At 33.5% G+C, this 18236-nt stretch carries 17 protein-coding genes; 4 read left to right on the top strand and 13 right to left on the bottom strand.

The features are described from left to right. Positions 1–78 precede the first annotated feature (78 nt). Positions 79–1338 carry a dicarboxylate/amino acid:cation symporter gene (locus EDB96_RS08375; protein WP_134140134.1) on the bottom strand — a complete coding sequence of 420 codons (1260 nt, stop codon included), beginning with the start codon at positions 1336–1338 and terminating at the stop codon, positions 79–81. Between the two features lie 52 nt (positions 1339–1390). Then, positions 1391–2449 (bottom strand): chorismate synthase, encoded by a 1059-nt coding sequence (gene aroC / locus EDB96_RS08370; RefSeq protein ID WP_113679383.1) that lies wholly within the window; start codon positions 2447–2449, stop codon positions 1391–1393. A 188-nt stretch (positions 2450–2637) separates the two neighbouring features. Between aroC and EDB96_RS08365 the strand changes: the two genes are divergently transcribed. Then, positions 2638–3459, top strand: coding sequence for a UDP-2,3-diacylglucosamine diphosphatase (locus EDB96_RS08365; protein ID WP_057116487.1), 822 nt, complete (start codon positions 2638–2640; stop codon positions 3457–3459). 138 nt (positions 3460–3597) lie between these two features. Further along, positions 3598–4095, top strand: a complete 498-nt coding sequence (locus EDB96_RS08360) for a hypothetical protein (protein WP_057116488.1) — start codon at positions 3598–3600, stop codon at positions 4093–4095. A gap of 244 nt (positions 4096–4339) precedes the next feature. On the opposite strand, the gene EDB96_RS08355 is transcribed toward EDB96_RS08360, so the two are convergent. The 7 genes from EDB96_RS08355 to EDB96_RS08325 form a co-directional block, all read right to left on the bottom strand. Next, entirely contained in the window at positions 4340–4762 is a 423-nt protein-coding gene (locus EDB96_RS08355) for a protease complex subunit PrcB family protein (protein ID WP_057116489.1), read from the bottom strand. Between the two features lie 16 nt (positions 4763–4778). Then, the gene (gene bshA, locus EDB96_RS08350; RefSeq protein ID WP_057116490.1) at positions 4779–5924 is read right to left on the bottom strand and encodes an N-acetyl-alpha-D-glucosaminyl L-malate synthase BshA; all 1146 of its coding nucleotides are present in this window, start codon (positions 5922–5924) and stop codon (positions 4779–4781) included. Between the two features lie 403 nt (positions 5925–6327). Beyond that, the gene (locus EDB96_RS08345) at positions 6328–6810 is read right to left on the bottom strand and encodes a hypothetical protein (protein WP_057116491.1); all 483 of its coding nucleotides are present in this window, start codon (positions 6808–6810) and stop codon (positions 6328–6330) included. 123 nt (positions 6811–6933) lie between these two features. Next, entirely contained in the window at positions 6934–7725 is a 792-nt protein-coding gene (locus EDB96_RS08340; RefSeq protein ID WP_134140133.1) for a (Fe-S)-binding protein, read from the bottom strand. A 129-nt stretch (positions 7726–7854) separates the two neighbouring features. Beyond that, positions 7855–9195 (bottom strand): (Fe-S)-binding protein, encoded by a 1341-nt coding sequence (locus tag EDB96_RS08335; protein ID WP_134140132.1) that lies wholly within the window; start codon positions 9193–9195, stop codon positions 7855–7857. Between the two features lie 6 nt (positions 9196–9201). Further along, a complete protein-coding gene (locus tag EDB96_RS08330; RefSeq protein ID WP_134140130.1) occupies positions 9202–10167 on the bottom strand; it encodes an MlaD family protein in 966 nt (321 codons plus the stop codon). A 50-nt stretch (positions 10168–10217) separates the two neighbouring features. Then, positions 10218–11342, bottom strand: coding sequence for an N-acetylmuramoyl-L-alanine amidase (locus EDB96_RS08325; RefSeq protein WP_057117002.1), 1125 nt, complete (start codon positions 11340–11342; stop codon positions 10218–10220). An 82-nt stretch (positions 11343–11424) separates the two neighbouring features. Here EDB96_RS08325 and EDB96_RS08320 point away from each other — a divergent pair, with 82 nt between their 5' ends. Then, complete coding sequence (locus EDB96_RS08320) at positions 11425–14121, top strand: putative LPS assembly protein LptD (protein ID WP_057117003.1); 2697 nt, start codon at positions 11425–11427, stop codon at positions 14119–14121. 28 nt (positions 14122–14149) lie between these two features. After that, positions 14150–14530: a RidA family protein gene (locus tag EDB96_RS08315; RefSeq protein WP_057117004.1), complete on the top strand. Its 381-nt coding sequence runs from the start codon at positions 14150–14152 to the stop codon at positions 14528–14530. Here the strand turns inward: EDB96_RS08315 and EDB96_RS08310 are convergent. The 4 genes from EDB96_RS08310 to pfkA form a co-directional block, all read right to left on the bottom strand. Then, positions 14511–14885, bottom strand: coding sequence for a methylglyoxal synthase (locus tag EDB96_RS08310; RefSeq protein ID WP_044048067.1), 375 nt, complete (start codon positions 14883–14885; stop codon positions 14511–14513). The two genes, EDB96_RS08315 and EDB96_RS08310, sit on opposite strands and share 20 nt — an antisense overlap. A gap of 10 nt (positions 14886–14895) precedes the next feature. After that, positions 14896–15747: an N-acetylglucosamine kinase gene (locus tag EDB96_RS08305; protein ID WP_057116495.1), complete on the bottom strand. Its 852-nt coding sequence runs from the start codon at positions 15745–15747 to the stop codon at positions 14896–14898. Positions 15748–15877: 130 nt separating this feature from the next. After that, entirely contained in the window at positions 15878–16882 is a 1005-nt protein-coding gene (gene gap / locus EDB96_RS08300; RefSeq protein WP_057116496.1) for a type I glyceraldehyde-3-phosphate dehydrogenase, read from the bottom strand. Between the two features lie 93 nt (positions 16883–16975). Next, positions 16976–17962 (bottom strand): 6-phosphofructokinase, encoded by a 987-nt coding sequence (gene pfkA / locus EDB96_RS08295; RefSeq protein ID WP_057116497.1) that lies wholly within the window; start codon positions 17960–17962, stop codon positions 16976–16978. Positions 17963–18236 lie beyond the last annotated feature (274 nt).

Below are 18236 nucleotides of genomic sequence, written 5' to 3'. Positions count from 1 at the left end.
TACAGCTTTTGACTTGTTATTTAGGACACTAAGGCCAAAAAATAATATTCTTAGTGTTAAAATCTTATTCGTTTATTGTTATTCTTTACCTTCTTCCCACTGTCCTACAACAGAAGTTGCCAGTGCATTTCCAAGTACATTTGTTGCACTTCTAAACATATCACAAAAATGATCAATAGGCAGAATCAATGCAATACCTTCAATTGGAATATCAAACATGCCGCAAGTTGCCGCAACAACAACTAAACTTGCTCTTGGAACACCTGCAATACCTTTACTGGTTAGCATTAATACTAACAGCATCGCCATTTGAGTTCCCAAATCTAAATGTACATTGTAAAACTGTGCAATAAAAATACTGGCAAAAGTCATATACATCATGCTTCCATCAAGATTAAACGAATAACCAAGCGGCAGCATAAAAGAAACAATTTTATCTTTTACTCCAAAACCTTCTAATTCTTCTGTTAGTTTAGGAAATACAGCCTCGCTGCTAGTTGTTCCAAAAGCAATTGCTAATGGCCCAGTGATACGTCTTAATAATTCTGTCATTCTTCCTTTTAAGAAAATATAACCAACAGCTATTAAAAGCACCCACAATGTACTAATACCGATTAAGAACGATCCGAAAAATTTAAAATAAGTAATTACCAATTCTTCAGCATCTCTAATAGCAAAAACAGCTGCAATAGCACCAAAAACTCCAATTGGAGCAAAGTTCATTACATAGTTTACCATTTTTAAAACAATGTGAGACAACTTATCAAAGGCTCCAATAATAGGTTTTACCTTTTCTCCTAAAGATGCTGCAGCTAATCCGAAGAAAATAGAAAAAACTACAATCTGCAGGATTTCATTTGTTGCCATTGCTTCAACAATACTTTTTGGCACAATATGCTCAACAAAATTTTCGAAAGATAAATTTTGTGTTTTACCAGTTACCTCAGTAGCAGCTGCCATATCTACGTGCTCTAGTTTTAGACCAACACCTGGCTGTAGAATATTTACGTAAAACAATCCAATTAATAAAGAAATAAATGAAGCTGTAAAAAACCATCCTATAGCTTTTCCTCCAATTCTCCCAACAGTTTTAATATCTCCTAATTTTGCAATTCCCACTACCAGAGTCGTGAAAACCAAAGGGGAAATAATCATTTGCACCAAACGAATAAAAATAGTTGCCAGCATTTTTATCTTAGTACTAAAAGATTGTGCTGCTTCAGGCGAAATTGAATTGTGTAATATGATTCCCAAAATAGCTCCAAGAATCATCGCAATTATAATTTGCCCTGTTAATCCTGAAAGAAATGATTTTTTTTTAGTTTCTGTAACTTGCATTAATTTACTTTTTAATTATTAAAATATAAGACCCTCACTGTCTTACCTTTTATTAATATGTTTTGTTGATTAAATAAAAATCAGCCAAAACAATTGCGGCCATCGCTTCTACGATTGGCACTGCGCGAGGCACTACACACGGATCATGACGTCCTTTTCCTGTCATTGGTGTAATGTTACCTTTATTATCTAATGAGTCCTGAGTCTGCATAATAGTTGCTACAGGTTTAAAAGCTACTCTAAAATAAATATCCATTCCGTTGCTGATTCCTCCTTGAATTCCGCCAGAAAGATTGGTTTTAGTAGATCCGTCAGGATTGTACAAATCATTATGCTCGCTTCCTTTCATTTCAGAACCTGGGAAACCGCTTCCGTATTCAAAACCTTTTACAGCATTAATAGAAAGCATTGCTTTTCCTAATTCTGCATGAAGTTTATCAAAAACCGGTTCTCCTAAACCAACTGGAACATTTTGGATTACACAAGTTACAACACCTCCAACAGTATCTCCTTGTTTACGAATATCACGAATATATTCCTCCATTATCGCTGCAGATTTTTCGTCTGGACAACGAACAGGATTACTTTCTATTTTTGAAAAATCTAATTCTTGATAAGGCGTTTCTAAATGAATTGGCCCAACAGAAGAAACGTAAGCATTAAACTTAATCTCTGGAAGCATTTGTTTTGCAATTGCCCCAGCTACTACCCTGCTTGCAGTTTCTCTAGCCGAACTTCGTCCGCCGCCGCGATAGTCACGAAAACCATATTTCTGATCGTAAACATAATCAGCGTGGCTTGGTCTATAATTATCTTTTATATGTGAATAATCATCTGACTTTTGATTGGTATTTGGAATAATAAACCCAATTGGGGTTCCTGTAGTTTTTCCTTCAAAAATTCCAGATAAGAACTGAACTGCATCTGGTTCCTTACGTTGTGTAACAATTGCCGACTGCCCTGGTTTTCTTCGAGCCATATCCAATTCAATTGCTTCAAAATCAAGTTGTATTCCTGGAGGGCATCCGTCAATAATGCCGCCTAAAGCTTCACCATGAGATTCTCCAAATGTTGTAACTTTATATAGGGTGCCGTAGCTGTTTCCTGCCATTGTATTTTGTTTTGAGCAAATGTAAGTTTTATGAATTAAATTAAAAAATTTAAAACTGGTATTATTAACTAAACATTAAACCGATTAAAAATCACAATTTGGTAAAATTATCCGCTTTTTCATAACCTTTTGATAAAATAAAACGGCTCAGATTTTCTTTCATTTGTAAAACTTCAAATCAAGAAAAATTGAAAAAAAGAAATGTCGAATTGGTCGTTCTTTCTGATGTCCATTTAGGAACTTACGGAAGTCATGCAAAAGAACTAAACAACTATCTTTCAAGCATTAAACCCAAAACTTTAGTCTTAAACGGCGACATTATTGATGCTTGGCAGTTTCGTAAATCGTACTTCCCGAAAGCGCATTTAAGAGTAATTCAGCGTATAATCGGAATGGCTTCTAAAGGAACAAAAGTGTATTATATTACTGGAAATCATGATGAAATACTTCGAAAATTCAGTGATATGAATATGGGTAATTTTGCTTTGGTCGACAAATTAGTTTTAGAATTAGACGATAAAAAAGCATGGATTTTTCACGGAGATGTGTTTGATGCCTCTGTGCAGCATTCAAAATGGATTGCAAAACTAGGCGGATTAGGTTATGATTATTTAATTCTAATAAACCGATTTGTAAATTGGTGTCTATCAAAGCTCGGTCGAGAACCTTACTCTTTTTCTAAAAAAATAAAAGCAAGCGTAAAAAAAGCAGTTAAATTTATTTCTGATTTTGAAACTACTGCAACCGATTTAGCAATCGAAAAAAATTACGATTACGTAATCTGCGGTCATATCCATGAACCAAAAATTATGACTAAGGAAAACAAACACGGCTCTACTTTATACCTTAATTCTGGCGATTGGGTAGAAAACCTAACAGCTCTTGAATACCATAAAAAACGCTGGAAATTGTTCTCTTACAAAGCAGCTAATTTTGTTGAAGAAGAAAATCTTTTTGAAATGGAAGATATTTTAACTTCCCAATTAATATCTTCAATCATACTAAAATAACCTCACCAAAACCTATTTTTTAACAATTTTAAGAATCTTAATTTCGAAAATGTGAATTATATAACAATTTTCAAAAATATTATACGTTCTGTATCTGACTGTAATTATACATTTGAAAAAAATTAATTAACCATTTTTATGAAAAAGATCATTTTATCAGCCCTTATGCTTTTAGGATTAGCATTTACGGCTCAATCACAAGAAATTTCAAAACATGCGTTAGGGTTACGTTTAGGTGACAATAACGGTTTCGGAGGAGAAGTATCATACCAATTAGGATTGAACCAAAAAAACAGACTAGAATTTGATTTAGGCTGGAGAAACAGCAGAGATGTTGATGCTATCAAAGGAGTTGCCCTTTACCAATGGGTTTGGAACATCGACGGAGGATTTAACTGGTACGCTGGTGTCGGTGGTGGAGTTGCTGCTTGGGATTATGACTATTACAATAATAATTTCAGATATAATGACAGCGGAACTTATGTTTTCGCAGCAGGAGATATTGGTATCGAATATAGATTTAGTGAAGTGCCAATTACATTATCATTAGATGCTAGACCTGAAATTGGTTCAGGATACTATGATGATGACAATTTTGGATTTGACGTTGGTTTAGGTGTTAAATTCAGATTCTAAAATAAAAAATTAAAAAATAATTGTAAGAAGAAACCTGTCGTTTAAAGCGACAGGTTTTTTTTTATTGATTAAAGTTTTTGTCAGGGTAAGCGAACTAGAAGCCCTTTCTACATCTTAAACCTTCGACTTCACTCAGGATAACACTTAACTTAAAATAACAAAATCAAAGAATAAGTACTAAAGTTTAAGTACCAAACTCTAGTACTAATCACTAAGAACTATGAACCAAGAACTAAAAAACTAATTACTTAATAATAATCTCTTTCTTAGAATGAATTTTCACCACAGTGTAAGGATACGAAATCACCTGCATTGTCATTGCATCTTGCGCCGGGCTGTTTTCTTTTACAGTAATAATGATATTCTTATCTGTTTCTTCGACCTTTTCAACGTCTATAGAATAACCGCTTGTGTTTTTCTCCCCCATATTCAAAATCACATAATTATAATCATGAACATTTGGATCCTTCATTTTATCAGCCAAAAGCGGATCGTTTTCAAGCATCTTAATCTCATTTGGTTCGGTCAAGATCTCAAAAAACTTAATATTACCGCCGCCGTCAGACTGCTTTGTCAAAACTTCGTACAAAGCATTTGAATTTTCAACTTTCTTAACACCGCACGAAACCAAAACAAAAATTGCTAAAACAGAAATTACTTTTTTCATTTATCCTTATTAAAAATTAATGCTTTTCATATTTATAATCATCAACAGCTTTTTGGTACAAAGCCTCATACTTAGGCAGAATGTTTTTAATATCAAATTTTCTTGCCACTTCCAGCGCATTTGCCTTAAACTGACTCAAGACCGCATCATCTCTTAAAATTTTAAGAGCATTTTCGGCCATTTCTTCAACATTTCCAACGTTGCTTAAATATCCAGAAAAACCATCAAAATTTACCTCAGGCAAACCTCCAGAATTACTAGAAATTACTGGTACGCCGCAAGCCATTGCTTCCAAAGCAGCCAAACCAAAGCTTTCTGTTTCTGAAGGAAGCAGAAATAAGTCTGTCATGCACAAAATTTTATCAATTTCGTGGCTGTTTCCAAAGAAAATAACTTTGTCTAAAATTCCCAACTCCTGACATAAAATCTCTGCTTTTTCCTTCTCAGGTCCGTCACCCACCATCATTAACTTAGCTGGAATTTCTTTTTGGATACTATAAAATATCTTAATAATATCCGGAATACGTTTTACCTTTCTAAAGTTACTGATATGCGTAATAATTCTCTCGTTTTCATTTGCCATAACGTAACGATGACAAGGCGCAGTTGGATCTTTTTTAACCTTATCCAATTCAATAAAATTCGGAATTACTTTAATTTTATTCTTAATCTTAAATAATTTCAAAGTATCATCTTTTAAACTCTGCGAAACCGAAGTCACATAATCCGATTTATTAATGCTAAAAGTTACGGCAGGTTTATAAAAAGGATGATTTCCAACCAAAGTAATATCTGTTCCGTGAAGCGTAGTAATCATAGGAAGATTAATTCCTTCATTTTTAAGCATTTGTTTTGCCATATAACCCGCATAAGCGTGAGGGATAGCATAATGCACGTGAAGAAGTTCAATTTTGTACAACTTCACCATGTCAACCAATTTACTTGACAAGGCTAATTCGTACGGCTGATAATGAAACAATGGATATTCCGGAACATTTACTTCGTGATAATGGACATTCGGATTTAAAAGTGCCAGTCTTACCGGCTGACTGTATGTGATAAAATGTATTTCGTGTCCTCTTCTGGCTAATTCGAGACCTAACTCTGTGGCTACTACACCACTACCTCCAAAAGTAGGATAACAAACAATTGCTATTTTCATGGATTAAATTTAATTCTACGAAATTACTCAAAAATAGCGTTCAATTAAGCTTTTAAATTGTTAGATTTTTGACAAAATTAGATTAATTCTAGTTAATAAATATTTTTAGCAGCACCACAATATCTGCAAAAAAGACCAGTAGTCCCGCTGTCCGTTAAATCTTTTCCTTGCTAAAGAAGCAAGAAAAAGGATATCACTTCCATTGGGGCTAGAATAGACGTTTTGGTTTTCATAAGAAGTGCAGTATGACAATCTTTGTCAAAGTTCAAAACCTTGACAATGGTTAATCCGTAAGTTTTAGCAAAAATTGAAACCTTAAACTTGAAACAATTTAAACTACTGAAATAAAAAAAAGGCACAAAACCAAAATTTCATGCCTTTTCAAATATTTTATAAATTTTTCCTAGAAAAATCTGCTATGCCAGCTGTCGGCAGCAGGAACTTCCCAAGATTCGTTGAACTCTTCGATATTGTTAACCAGATTATTAAAAACAATCGTATTCTCAGAAACCGATTTATCTTTTACCATCTTCTTAAAGTCGATCAATGGTTTATGTGCAATATGTTCTCCCAGTTTAAAAGTAACGTTCATTTTATCTAACAAATCAACATTATATTTTTTCTCCAAACTTTGGATAAATTCTACCGAACTATCGATAGAACAACCCGTCGCAGCCTGCACATCTTGATTAACAGCCAATATGATAAATCGATTGTATTTTAGTAAAAAAGAAGCTTCAAGACTTGTTCCGTGTGCGGCCCATTGTTCCACAAAAGCTTTTAAGTCTGTTTCGATTTCAGAAAACTCTTCCTCAGAAAATTTTCTGTTCGATTGATAAATCCAAACTCTGGATTCACCAGGTAAATTTTCAAAAGGTATATACATTTTTAATTTTAGATTTTAGATTGTTGATTTTAGATCTGTTTCAAGATTCAAGATTCAAGTTTAAGGTTTCATGTTCAGTTAAAAACTTAGCATCTTAACACCTTAGAATCTTAGACCCTTTTTTTACAAATCCTGCGCATTAGCAATTAACTCCGCAACGTCCATTACTTTTACCTCGCCCTCTTTATGTGCATGTTTAATTCCGTCTGTTAACATCGTATTACAGAACGGACATCCTGCTGCAATAATGTCCGGCTGTACTTCTAAAGCATCTTCTGTACGAAGAACGTTTACTTCCTTATTTCCAGGTTCGGCATCTTTAAACATTTGAGCACCACCTGCTCCACAACATAAACCATTTGATTTAGAACGCTTCATTTCGACTAATTCGACGTCTAATTTCTCAATTAAATCCCTAGGAGCTTCGTAAACTTTATTAGCTCTTCCTAAATAACAAGGATCATGGAAAGTGATTTTTTTTCCTTTAAATTGTCCGCCTTCAACAGTTAATCTTCCATCATCAATTAATGATTTTAAAAACTCTGTATGATGAATGACTTCATAGTTTCCTCCTAATTCTGGATATTCATTTTTCAAAGTATTAAAACAATGCGGGCAAGCAGTAACAATTTTTTTTGCTTCGTAGGCGTTCAAAACCTCAATATTCATCATGGCCTGCATTTGAAACAAAAATTCGTTTCCAGCTCTTTTTGCAGGATCACCAGTACAGCTTTCTTCTGTACCCAAAACCGCAAAAGAAACATTGGTACGATTTAAAATTCGTACAAACGCTTTAGTAATTTTTTTTGCTCTATCATCAAAACTTCCTGCACAACCCACCCAAAACAAAACTTCTGGCTGTTTTCCTTCGGCAAGCATCTCTGCCATTGTTGGCACTACTAAACTTTCTGACATCTTATTTTGTTGTTAAATCGGTTAATCGTTTATTTGGTTAATCGTACTCCTTACTATAACCTACTAAAAACCTCAAATATTTTAAAATTGATAAACAGTTAAAACAATTAACCGTTTAAACAATACATTCTAATTCTCGTTTTTCCAATTTAATCGGTCTTGCTGACTGTACTGCCAAGGTGCACCGTTATTTTCTATATTGGTCATCATGGCATTCAGCGACATTGGCGCAGCACTCTGCTCCATAACCAAATAACGACGCATATCCATAATAATAGACAATGGGCTTATGTTTACTGGACATTCTTCCACACATGCGTTACAAGATGTACAAGCCCATAATTCTTCTGGAGTAATATAATCATTTAAAAGTGTCTTGTTATCTGGAACAAAAACACCTTTGTTAGCATCTATATTTTTACCAACTTCAGTTAAACGATCTCTTGTATCCATCATAATTTTACGAGGAGACAATTTTTTACCGGTTTGATTTGCAGGGCAAGAAGAAGTACAACGTCCACATTCTGTACAAGTATAAGCGTTTAACAACTGAACCCAGTTTAAATCCTGAACATCACTTGCTCCAAATTTAGCCGGAGCAGCATTCTCATCAGCAGGCGGTGCAGCAGCAAACGGATCTGCATTTGGATCCATCATTAATTTAACCTCTTTTGTAACTGATTCTAAATTATCAAACTGACCTTCTGGTTTCAAGTTTGCAAAATAGGTATTTGGAAAAGCTAAAAGAATGTGTAAATGCTTTGAGAAGTATAAATAGTTCATAAAAACTAAAATACCAGCAATATGCAGCCACCAGAAAACTTCGAATAAAAGACCTACCAATTCATTAGACGAACCATTAAAAATTGGCGCAATAAACTGACTTATTGGATAACTTCCTGCTTTATGAAAATGTGAATAACCGCCTGGAACATTTTGTAAATGCAAATCGGCAGCATTCATTAATAAAAACAAAATCATTAAAACAGTCTCAAAATACAAAATATAATTGGCATCGCTTTTTGGAAATCCAGTTAAATCTGAATGTATAAAACGTTTCAATCTGATAAAATTTCTTCTGATCCAGAAAACTGTGACAGCAAAAATTACCAATATTGCCAATATTTCGAATGAAGCAATTAAAACATCATAAACAACACCCAAATATGGTGCAAAAATTCTATGTGTCCCAAAAAGTCCATCTATAATAATTTCTAATAATTCGATATTAATTATTATGAAACCTACATATACAAAGATATGAAGTATTCCTGCTACAGGGCGTCTCACCATTTTTGACTGCCCAAGAGCAATCAATGCCATGTTTTTCCAACGAGCTTTAGGATTATCTTTTCGATCTATATCAACTCCCAAATTAATATTTCGGATGATTTTTTTTACGCTCGCTGCAAAAAAACCGAAACCTACTATAAGAAGTATTGCGAATAAAATATTATCTAAATAACTCATTTATAATTATTTTTTATCAGTTGAGTTTGTTTCTTCTGCTGGTGCTACGTATGGTTTATTTTTCTTTCCGAAAAGAGAAACATTTACATAACGAGTTGGGTAAAGACGTACATCTTGCAACAACAATTCAAGCTCTTTTGAAGTTTTAGCCAAGTTGTTATACAATGCATCGTCATTCAATAATTTACCAGCTGTGCCTTTACCAGAGTTTAAATTATTCATTAAACCATCAACTTTTGCCAAAGCCTGATTAAGATTACGTACTGTTTTTCCTAAATCTGCTTTGTTTAAAGAGTCTGATATTTTGTTAAAGTTACCTGACATTTTATTCAAGTTTGTCACAACGCTGCTAATTTGGCCTTTATTGGTATCCAAAATATTGTTAAGGCTTCCAGAAGCTCTATGAAACTGCTCCATAGTCTGGCTTAACTCAGCAATTGTTTTCTTTAGGTTTTCTTGTGTAGTTTTATCTAAAGTATTGTTTAAACCTGTAACTAGAACATCGATATTAATCAGCATTTTATCTAGTTTTTGCTGAATTGGTTCAATTTTTCCGCCTAAAGATTCCGTCAATCCAAGCTCTACAGTAGAAGTTAGTTTCTGCCCATCTTCTGCTAATTCTTTATCAGCAAAATTTGGAACAATCTTAATTTGTTTACCTCCAATTAAACTTGGAGAATAAATTGCAGCTACGCTTGATTTCGAAACTGGAAAATCAGTTTTAAGCTGAAGCTCAACTAATAATTTACCTGTTACTTCATCAATAGTAATTTTATTTACTTTACCAACAGCAAGTCCGTTAAGTGTTACTGGAGCTGATGGTGATAGATCTTCAACGTTATCATATTCAGCATATAATACTTTATAATTTGTAAAAAGATCTCTGCCTTTTAAAAAACTATAACCCCAAATAAATAATAAAATCGATGCGATGACTAATATAGCCGTTTTAATTTCTCTTGTTAGTTTCAAAATTCTAAGTGTTTATACAAAATTAATATAAATATTCGAACTTACGCTTATTATTTAATTGCGTCCTGAATACTGATTTTTTCTCCATCTTTAGTTGCTACTAAAAATGCTGCGCCATATCCTTTATTTTTAGCTTCTTGCAAGTATTTTTGCGCTGTTTCGTAACTTGAAGTTTCTTCGTAGAAATATTTATAAATATTATTTTCGTAGATCATAGTTACATTTTTAAGACCTTTAAAATTTTTAGGTTCTAAAGGTGTTTTCTTAATACTGGCAATAAGCTGTACTTTAAAGAATGTTCCTTTAGGAGCATTTTTTACCGCTGCAACCTGCGCCGTTGCTTTTGGTTTTGCTGGAGTAGTATCTCTTATGGGCCGACTCTCAGCTGCTTCTGGTGCTCCAGAACCAAAATATTCTCTTTTATAGCTTAAGATAGCTTCTGCAATTGCTCTTGCAATATCATCCTGCCCTTCTTCTGAATTTAAAATATTACCTTCGGTCGGATTTGAAACGAAACCAGTTTCAACTAAAACTCTTGGCATATAAGCTTTATGAAGTACCATAAATGGTGCTTGTTTTACACCGCCATGACGAAGCTTTTTACCTAATTTTTCAAAGTTTTCTTCAATTTTACTCGCTAAGGAAATACTATTATCCAAATATTCTTCCTGCATCAAAGTCATACCAATCATTGATTCTGGAGAATTAGGATCATATCCTTCGTATTTACGTTTATAATCTTTTTCTAATGTAATTACAGAGTTCTCTTTTTTCGCCGCTTCAAGATTAGAGGCAACTTTACTCAAACCCATTACATAAGTTTCGGTTCCATCGGCTGCCGTATTTTTATTGGCATTACAGTGAATAGAAACAAAAATATTTGAATTGGCTCTATTGGCAATATTCGCTCTTTCGACCAAATCTATAAAAACATCTGTTTTACGAGTATAAATTACATTTACATTAGGATTAAGTTCTAAAATCTTGCCCACTTTTAACACAATAGCTAAAGCAATATTTTTTTCAATTCTCCCACTATAAACTGCTCCAAAGTCATGATCTCCATGTCCGGCATCCAAAGTTACCTTAAACACATTTGACTGACTATGAGCATAAAAAGACAGTATTGTTAGAAATAAAGTAAATATTACCTTAAATTTGTTAATTCTATTCATAAATCTAAAAGTTAATTTTAATAAAACGCAGCTGTTATAATTTTTAGAATTGATTATTTTTGCCAAAAAATTATATGTAAGTTTGACATGTCAAAAAACAAGCCATAATTTTACAAAAATAGCATTTAAACCTTTGCATACAAACTTATTTAATATCGTTTTAATATCATTTTTCCTAACTATAGGTTGTGGTAATTTATATTCGCAAGAAATAAAAAATAAAAAAAAGCCTTTACCTGCTGTAAAACAAACAGATAAAGAAGCTCCTGCAATTACAGATACTATAAAGCTTGATACTGTTAAACCCAAAAAGACTTTTTTGGATGGAAAAGTAAGATACAAAGCAAAAGATTACGCCAAGATAGATCAAAAGAAAAAGCTTATTACTTTGTATAATGAAGCTGAATTATACTATAAAGATGTTGAATTAAAATCTGGTATAATTGTTCTTAATTATGAAAAAGATGAAGTTTACGCTGGAAGAATTAAAGACTCTGCTGGTGTTTTGACTCAATATCCAAATTTCAAACAAGGAGGCAGCGAAGTACAGCCAGATTCTATTCGTTTTAACTTCAAAACCAAAAAAGCTTTAATTTACAATTCGAGAACTGAACAAGGCGAATTTAAAATCAAAGCTGCTGTTACTAAAAAAGAAAATGATTCTGTTTACTTCTTAAAAGGCGCCCGTTTTACAACTTCTACAGATGTTGACAATCCAGAGTATTATTTCCAAACCAATAAAGTAAAATTTATTCCAGGAAAAAAAGTAATTACTGGTTTGACCAACATGGTAATTGCTGATGTTCCTACTCCACTTGCACTGCCTTTTGCTTATTTCCCGATGAGTCAAGAAAAAAGTGTTTCTGGTATTATCATTCCAAGTTACAATGACTCTAATACAAGAGGTTTCTCTTTGCAAAATATGGGTTACTATTTTGCTCTTAGCGACAATTATGACCTTACGGTACTTGGAGATTATTACACCAACGGAAGTTATGCCATGCGATTTGAATCATCGTATGCCAAAAGATATAAGTATCGAGGAAATATAAATGTTCGTTTTGAGAATTTAATTAGCAGCGAACGCGGCTATCCTGACTACAGCAAACAAGGCATTTATAATATTCAGTGGTCTCATTCTAAAGATACGAAATCGAATCCTAATTCAACCTTTTCTGCATCGGTTAACATGGGTAGCAGTAAGTACTTTAAACAATCTATCAACCAGGCGAATATTGGATCGAATTTGAACAACACATTAAGTTCGTCGATATCTTACAATAAAACTTTTAACACTATTCCTGGTTCTCGTATTTCGTTGTCGGCAACGCATCAGCAAAATACGCAAACAGAAGACATTATCATGACTCTTCCGTCATTACAGGGAAGTATTGACCGTGTATACCCTTTTGTTGGAAAAGACGGCGTTAAAAAGGGCTTAATTAAAAACATTAACTTACAATATAGCGTAAGCGGTAAAAACTATTTTAAAACAAAAGATTCTTTGTTTTTTAAGCCGCAGATGTTTAACGATGCTCAGTTAGGAATGCAGCATACCATTCCGCTTAGTACCAACTTTAAAATTTTTAAATATTTTAGTGCGGGAGCTTCAACGACTTATCAAGAAACGTGGGTTAATAAAACCGTATCCAAAAATTACGATTCAGCTGAAGGAAAAGCAGTTAATACAACTGTAAATGGTTTTGACTCTTTTAGAACTTATAATTTCAGTACCAATTTAGGAACTACTATTTACGGAACTTTCAATTTTGGTGATGACAAAAGAATTCAATCGATTCGACACGTAATGCGTCCGAGCATTACTTATGCTTACACACCAAGTTTTGAACGTTATTACGACACATATGCGGTTGATGCTACTGGAAGAATTACTTCTGAATATACAAGATTTGAAAACGGTCTTTTTGGACAGCCTGGAAAAGACAATTCAAACATAGTTGGTTTTGCTTTGAGTAATACTTTTGAAGCCAAAGTAAGAGACCGAGACAGCACAAAAACAGAACCTAAAAAAATAATGCTGCTAAACAATTTAAACTTTAGCACAAGTTATAATTTTGATGCTGACGGAAAAACTACTTTCGGCTGGCAGCCTGTTTTAGTAAGCGGTGGAACACAGTTTTTTGACAATAAAATGAATATGAATTTTGGTGCAACACTTGATCCGTATGCGCTGGACAGTGGTAACCAAAAAATCGACAAGTTCAATATTGACAATGGCGGAAGTTTATTTAGACTTACAAGTGCCAATTTAACGGTTAATTATTCATTTTCGAACAAAGGAACCGGCAAAGAAAAAAATACTCAGAGTCAGCGGAATGGAGGACGAAGTGATGACTTATTTGGTACGAATACAGATTTAAATGACAGCAGAAACAGTCAGTTTGCTAATGAACCTGAAAAAGAGGATGTAATTACGGAATTCTTTAATTCGAAAATTCCATGGGATATGACTTTAGCCTACTCATTAACGTATTCAAATACCAACAGGCAAAATGAAATTTCAGGAAACTCTATTATGATTTCGATTAACACAGATATTACGCCAAAATGGAAAGGCGGGGTTTCTACTGGTTACGATTTCGTACAAAAAGGGGTTACTTTTACGCAATTCCGTTTTGAAAGAGATTTATTAAGCTGGAGAATGGCATTTAACTGGCAGCCTCTTGGAACAAACTCTAACTGGAATTTCTTCATCGGAATTAAATCTGGTATGCTTAGTGATATTAAATGGAACAAACGAAGCGTTTCTAATAGATAAACTACTTTCGAATCAAAATAATTTTATTATGAAAAAGATCATCTTTACCGAGAAAGCTCCGGCTCCAATCGGACCTTATAATCAAGCCGTTTTATCTGGAAACACGCTTTATGCTTCTGGGCAGATTGCAATCAATCCTGAATCAGGAGAATTGATTACAGCTAACATTAATGACGAAACCAATCAGGTTATGCAGAACATTGCAGCTATTTTGGAGGCAGCAGGTATGACTTTTGAAAATGTAGTGAAGTCTACTATTTTCATTATGGACATGAATAACTTTGGCGCTATTAACACCGTTTACGGTTCTTATTTTAACGAAAAAACCGCTCCAGCTCGTGAAACGGTTCAAGTGGCTTGTCTGCCAAAAAATGTAAATGTTGAGATTTCTATAATTGCTGTGCAATAGCATCTAATAATAATTGTGCCGTTGCTTCATTTGTTGCCAGCGGCACATTATGTACATCGCAAACACGAATCAACATATTGATATCTGCTTCGTGTGGATGACTTGACAAAGGATCTTTAAAAAAGAAAACCATCTGCGTTATTCCTTCCGCTACTCTTCCCGCAATCTGCGCATCTCCGCCCAGCGGACCAGAAAGCATTCTCTGTGTTTTAAAACCAGCAGCTTCGGCTTTTCCTCCCGTAGTTCCTGTACCAATCAGCCTTATCTTTTCATTATGCAAAACAGCTTCATTTTTGATTAAAAAATCAATTAAATCAGCTTTTTTTCCATCATGAGCAATAATGGCAATCTCCATAAAACCAGAACTATTGATTAGCAACATGGTACGCAATTAATCCATCAATAGGTCTTCTTAAAACATTCCCTAATTGTAGTTCATATTTATTGAATGTTTCTTGTAATTCATCTTTCAAATAAAATGCAATAGAACCTACAAAATGAACTGGAACTTCTTTACAGTTATCGAATTGTTTAATATAATTCTTAACGAAAGATTTCATTCCTTTAAAGATAATTTTTCTGCAGAACTCAGTGTCTTTGTGCTTAATTAAAAACTTCGCATAGGTTGCTAAGTAAGCATTTGGATTTGGTTCTTTATATAATTTATTTTTAATAAAATCTGGATCAACGTCGTACTCTTTTTCAAGTTCAACAGCCAATTCTTTAGGCATTTTATTAAAATAGTATTTTCTAATTAATTCCTTTCCGAAAACATTTCCGCTGCAATCATCCATAACAATGTATCCTAATGATTGTACTTTTTGATGTAATACTTTACCATCAAAATAGCTGCAGTTAGATCCTGTTCCTAAAATAGAAACGATTGCTTCTTGTCCTTTTGGAGTTGTTGCATAAACGGCTGCGTAAGTATCTTCTTGAACATCAACAATAGCGTTAACAAAATACTCTTGGAAAATTTGTGATAGTGCTGTTTTCATTCTATCAGTACCACATCCGGCACCGTAAAAGAATAAATGAGTAGCATTTTTTTTGTTTTGTAAAATATCAAAACGATCGTTTAATCTTTCAATAATTTCTGGACCGTCAAGAATTTCAGGATTTAATCCTAAGGTTTGTGTCGTGAATAATACTTTTCCATTATCATCAATTGCAATCCAATCGGCTTTAGTAGATCCACTATCAACTATTAATTTCATTTTTTTTTGTTTTTGGATTAGGTCTTCCCTATTCTCAACTTAAAAGTGTACTTTTTACATTAATTATAGAGGTAACAAAATAAGAAAATCCCGTTATTTGACTAACGGGATTTTGCAAAAATATATATTATTATTTTAAACCTGCAATATGTACAGATAAATCAATTAATTTGCTTGAGTATCCATACTCATTGTCATACCAAGAAACTAATTTGAAGAAAGTTGAATTTAAACCGATACCTGCAGTAGCATCAACGATTGAAGTTCTTTTATCTGAAATAAAGTCTTGAGAAACAACAGCATCTTCAGTATATCCTAAGATACCTTTCAATTCGTTTTCAGAAGCTTTTTTCAATACAGCTAAGATTTCTTCGTAAGTAGTTTCTTTAGCTACTTTCACAGTTAAATCTACTACAGAAACGTCAGCAGTAGGAACACGGAAAGACATTCCAGTTAATTTTCCATTCAAAGAAGGGATAACTTTTCCAACCGCTTTTGCAGCACCTGTTGAAGAAGGAATGATATTGATTGCAGCTGCACGTCCACCTCTCCAGTCTTTTCTAGAAGGTCCGTCAGCAGTCATTTGAGTTGAAGTAGTTGCGTGAACAGTAGTCATTAAACCTTCAACGATTTCGAAATTATCGTGGATAACTTTAGCTAATGGAGCTAAACAGTTTGTAGTACAAGATGCGTTAGAAACAACTAAATCAGAAGCTTTTGCAGTTTCGTGGTTCACTCCCATTACAAACATTGGAGCATCAGCAGAAGGAGCAGAAATGATAACTTTCTTAGCACCACCTTTTAAGTGCTCACTTGCAGTTTCGATAGTTGTGAAGATACCAGTACATTCAGCAACAACATCTACATCAACTTCGTTCCATTTTAAATCAGCTGGATTTCTTTCTGCAGTGATACGGATATTTCTTCCGTTTACATAAAGTTTTCCTTCTTTAACTTCTACAGTTCCGTCGAAACGACCGTGAACTGAATCATATTTTAATAAATAAGCTAAGTGATCAACATCTAATAAATCGTTGATTGCAACAACTTCTACATTATCTCTATTGAAAGACTCTCTAAAAACGATTCTTCCGATACGTCCAAATCCGTTTATTCCTAATTTTACTTTTGACATTTTACTAAATTTTTGCTTTTGTTTTTATTACACTATTTCAAAGTCTAATTTCCTCACAATAAACTTCTCTTCTTTTTAAACTTTTATATTAGGTTATGTTGACATGATGTCAGACACTCTTAATAATTCTCTGTCGATTTCAGATTTTCCTTTAATTGCCTGCTCAAGCGGCGTTAAAATCACTTTATCTTCTTTAAGTCCAACCATATAATTTGATTTTCCTTCAATTAAAGACTCTACTGCTTTTACACCCAAACGACTCGCCAATACACGGTCGAAACAAGATGGAGAACCACCACGCTGCATGTGTCCTAAAACAGAAACACGTACATCGTACTCAGGTAAATTAGCTTCAACATAATCTTTTAATTCGAATACATTTTTACCAATTTTATCTCCTTCGGCAATAACAACTATACTTGATGATTTCCCTGAAGCTTTACTTTTTTGAAGTGAATCTAATAATCTATCAAGACCTAAATCTTCTTCAGGAATAAGAATTTCTTCTGCACCAGCTCCAATACCTGCATTAAGTGCAATGTGACCAGCATCTCTACCCATAACCTCTACAAAGAATAAACGGTTATGTGAACTTGCTGTATCTCTAATTTTATCAATACAATCTACAACAGTATTTAAAGCAGTATCGTACCCTAGAGTAAAACTTGTACCATAAATATCATTATCAATTGTACCTGGAATTCCCATAACTGGGAAATTATATTCTGAATTAAAAATCAAACCTCCAGTAAAACTTCCATCTCCACCAATAACTACCAAAGCATCAATTCCTGCTTTTACAAGGTTTTCGTGTGCTTTTTTTCTACCTTCAGGGGTTCTAAACTCAACTGAACGAGCCGATTTTAAGATCGTTCCACCTTTGTTTACAATATTATTTACACTACGAGGTCCCATTTCTTTGAAGTCTCCTTCAATCATTCCTTGATACCCTCTATAAATTCCGATGCATTCTATATTATGATATGCGCAAGTTCGAACAACTGATCTAATTGCAGCATTCATTCCAGGTGAATCTCCTCCTGAGGTAAGAACACCTACTTTTTTTATTGTTTTTGGCATTATTTAAGTATTAAAGTGTAAAATTAGCAAACATTCAGCACTTATTAGGTTATGATTATTATAAATTAATAAAATATGTTAAATTCAAACGTTTTCGTTAATAAGTTTTTTATAGGTAAAAATTTCATTTAAAATAATAAATCGCTATTTTTTTAATTAAATCGTCAAAATTAACAATACCTAAATGAAGTGTTATAAAAATCGGAATTTCTCTCTCACATGAAAAATTCGAATAGAGGCCCTAAATTTAGCACAAAAAAAACCATTATAAGTA

This window comes from Flavobacterium sp. S87F.05.LMB.W.Kidney.N (assembly GCF_004366435.1).
Lineage (GTDB): Bacteria > Bacteroidota > Bacteroidia > Flavobacteriales > Flavobacteriaceae > Flavobacterium.
The sequence above is the reverse complement of the archived record's forward strand: the minus strand, read 5'-3'. Positions and strand labels throughout refer to the sequence as shown.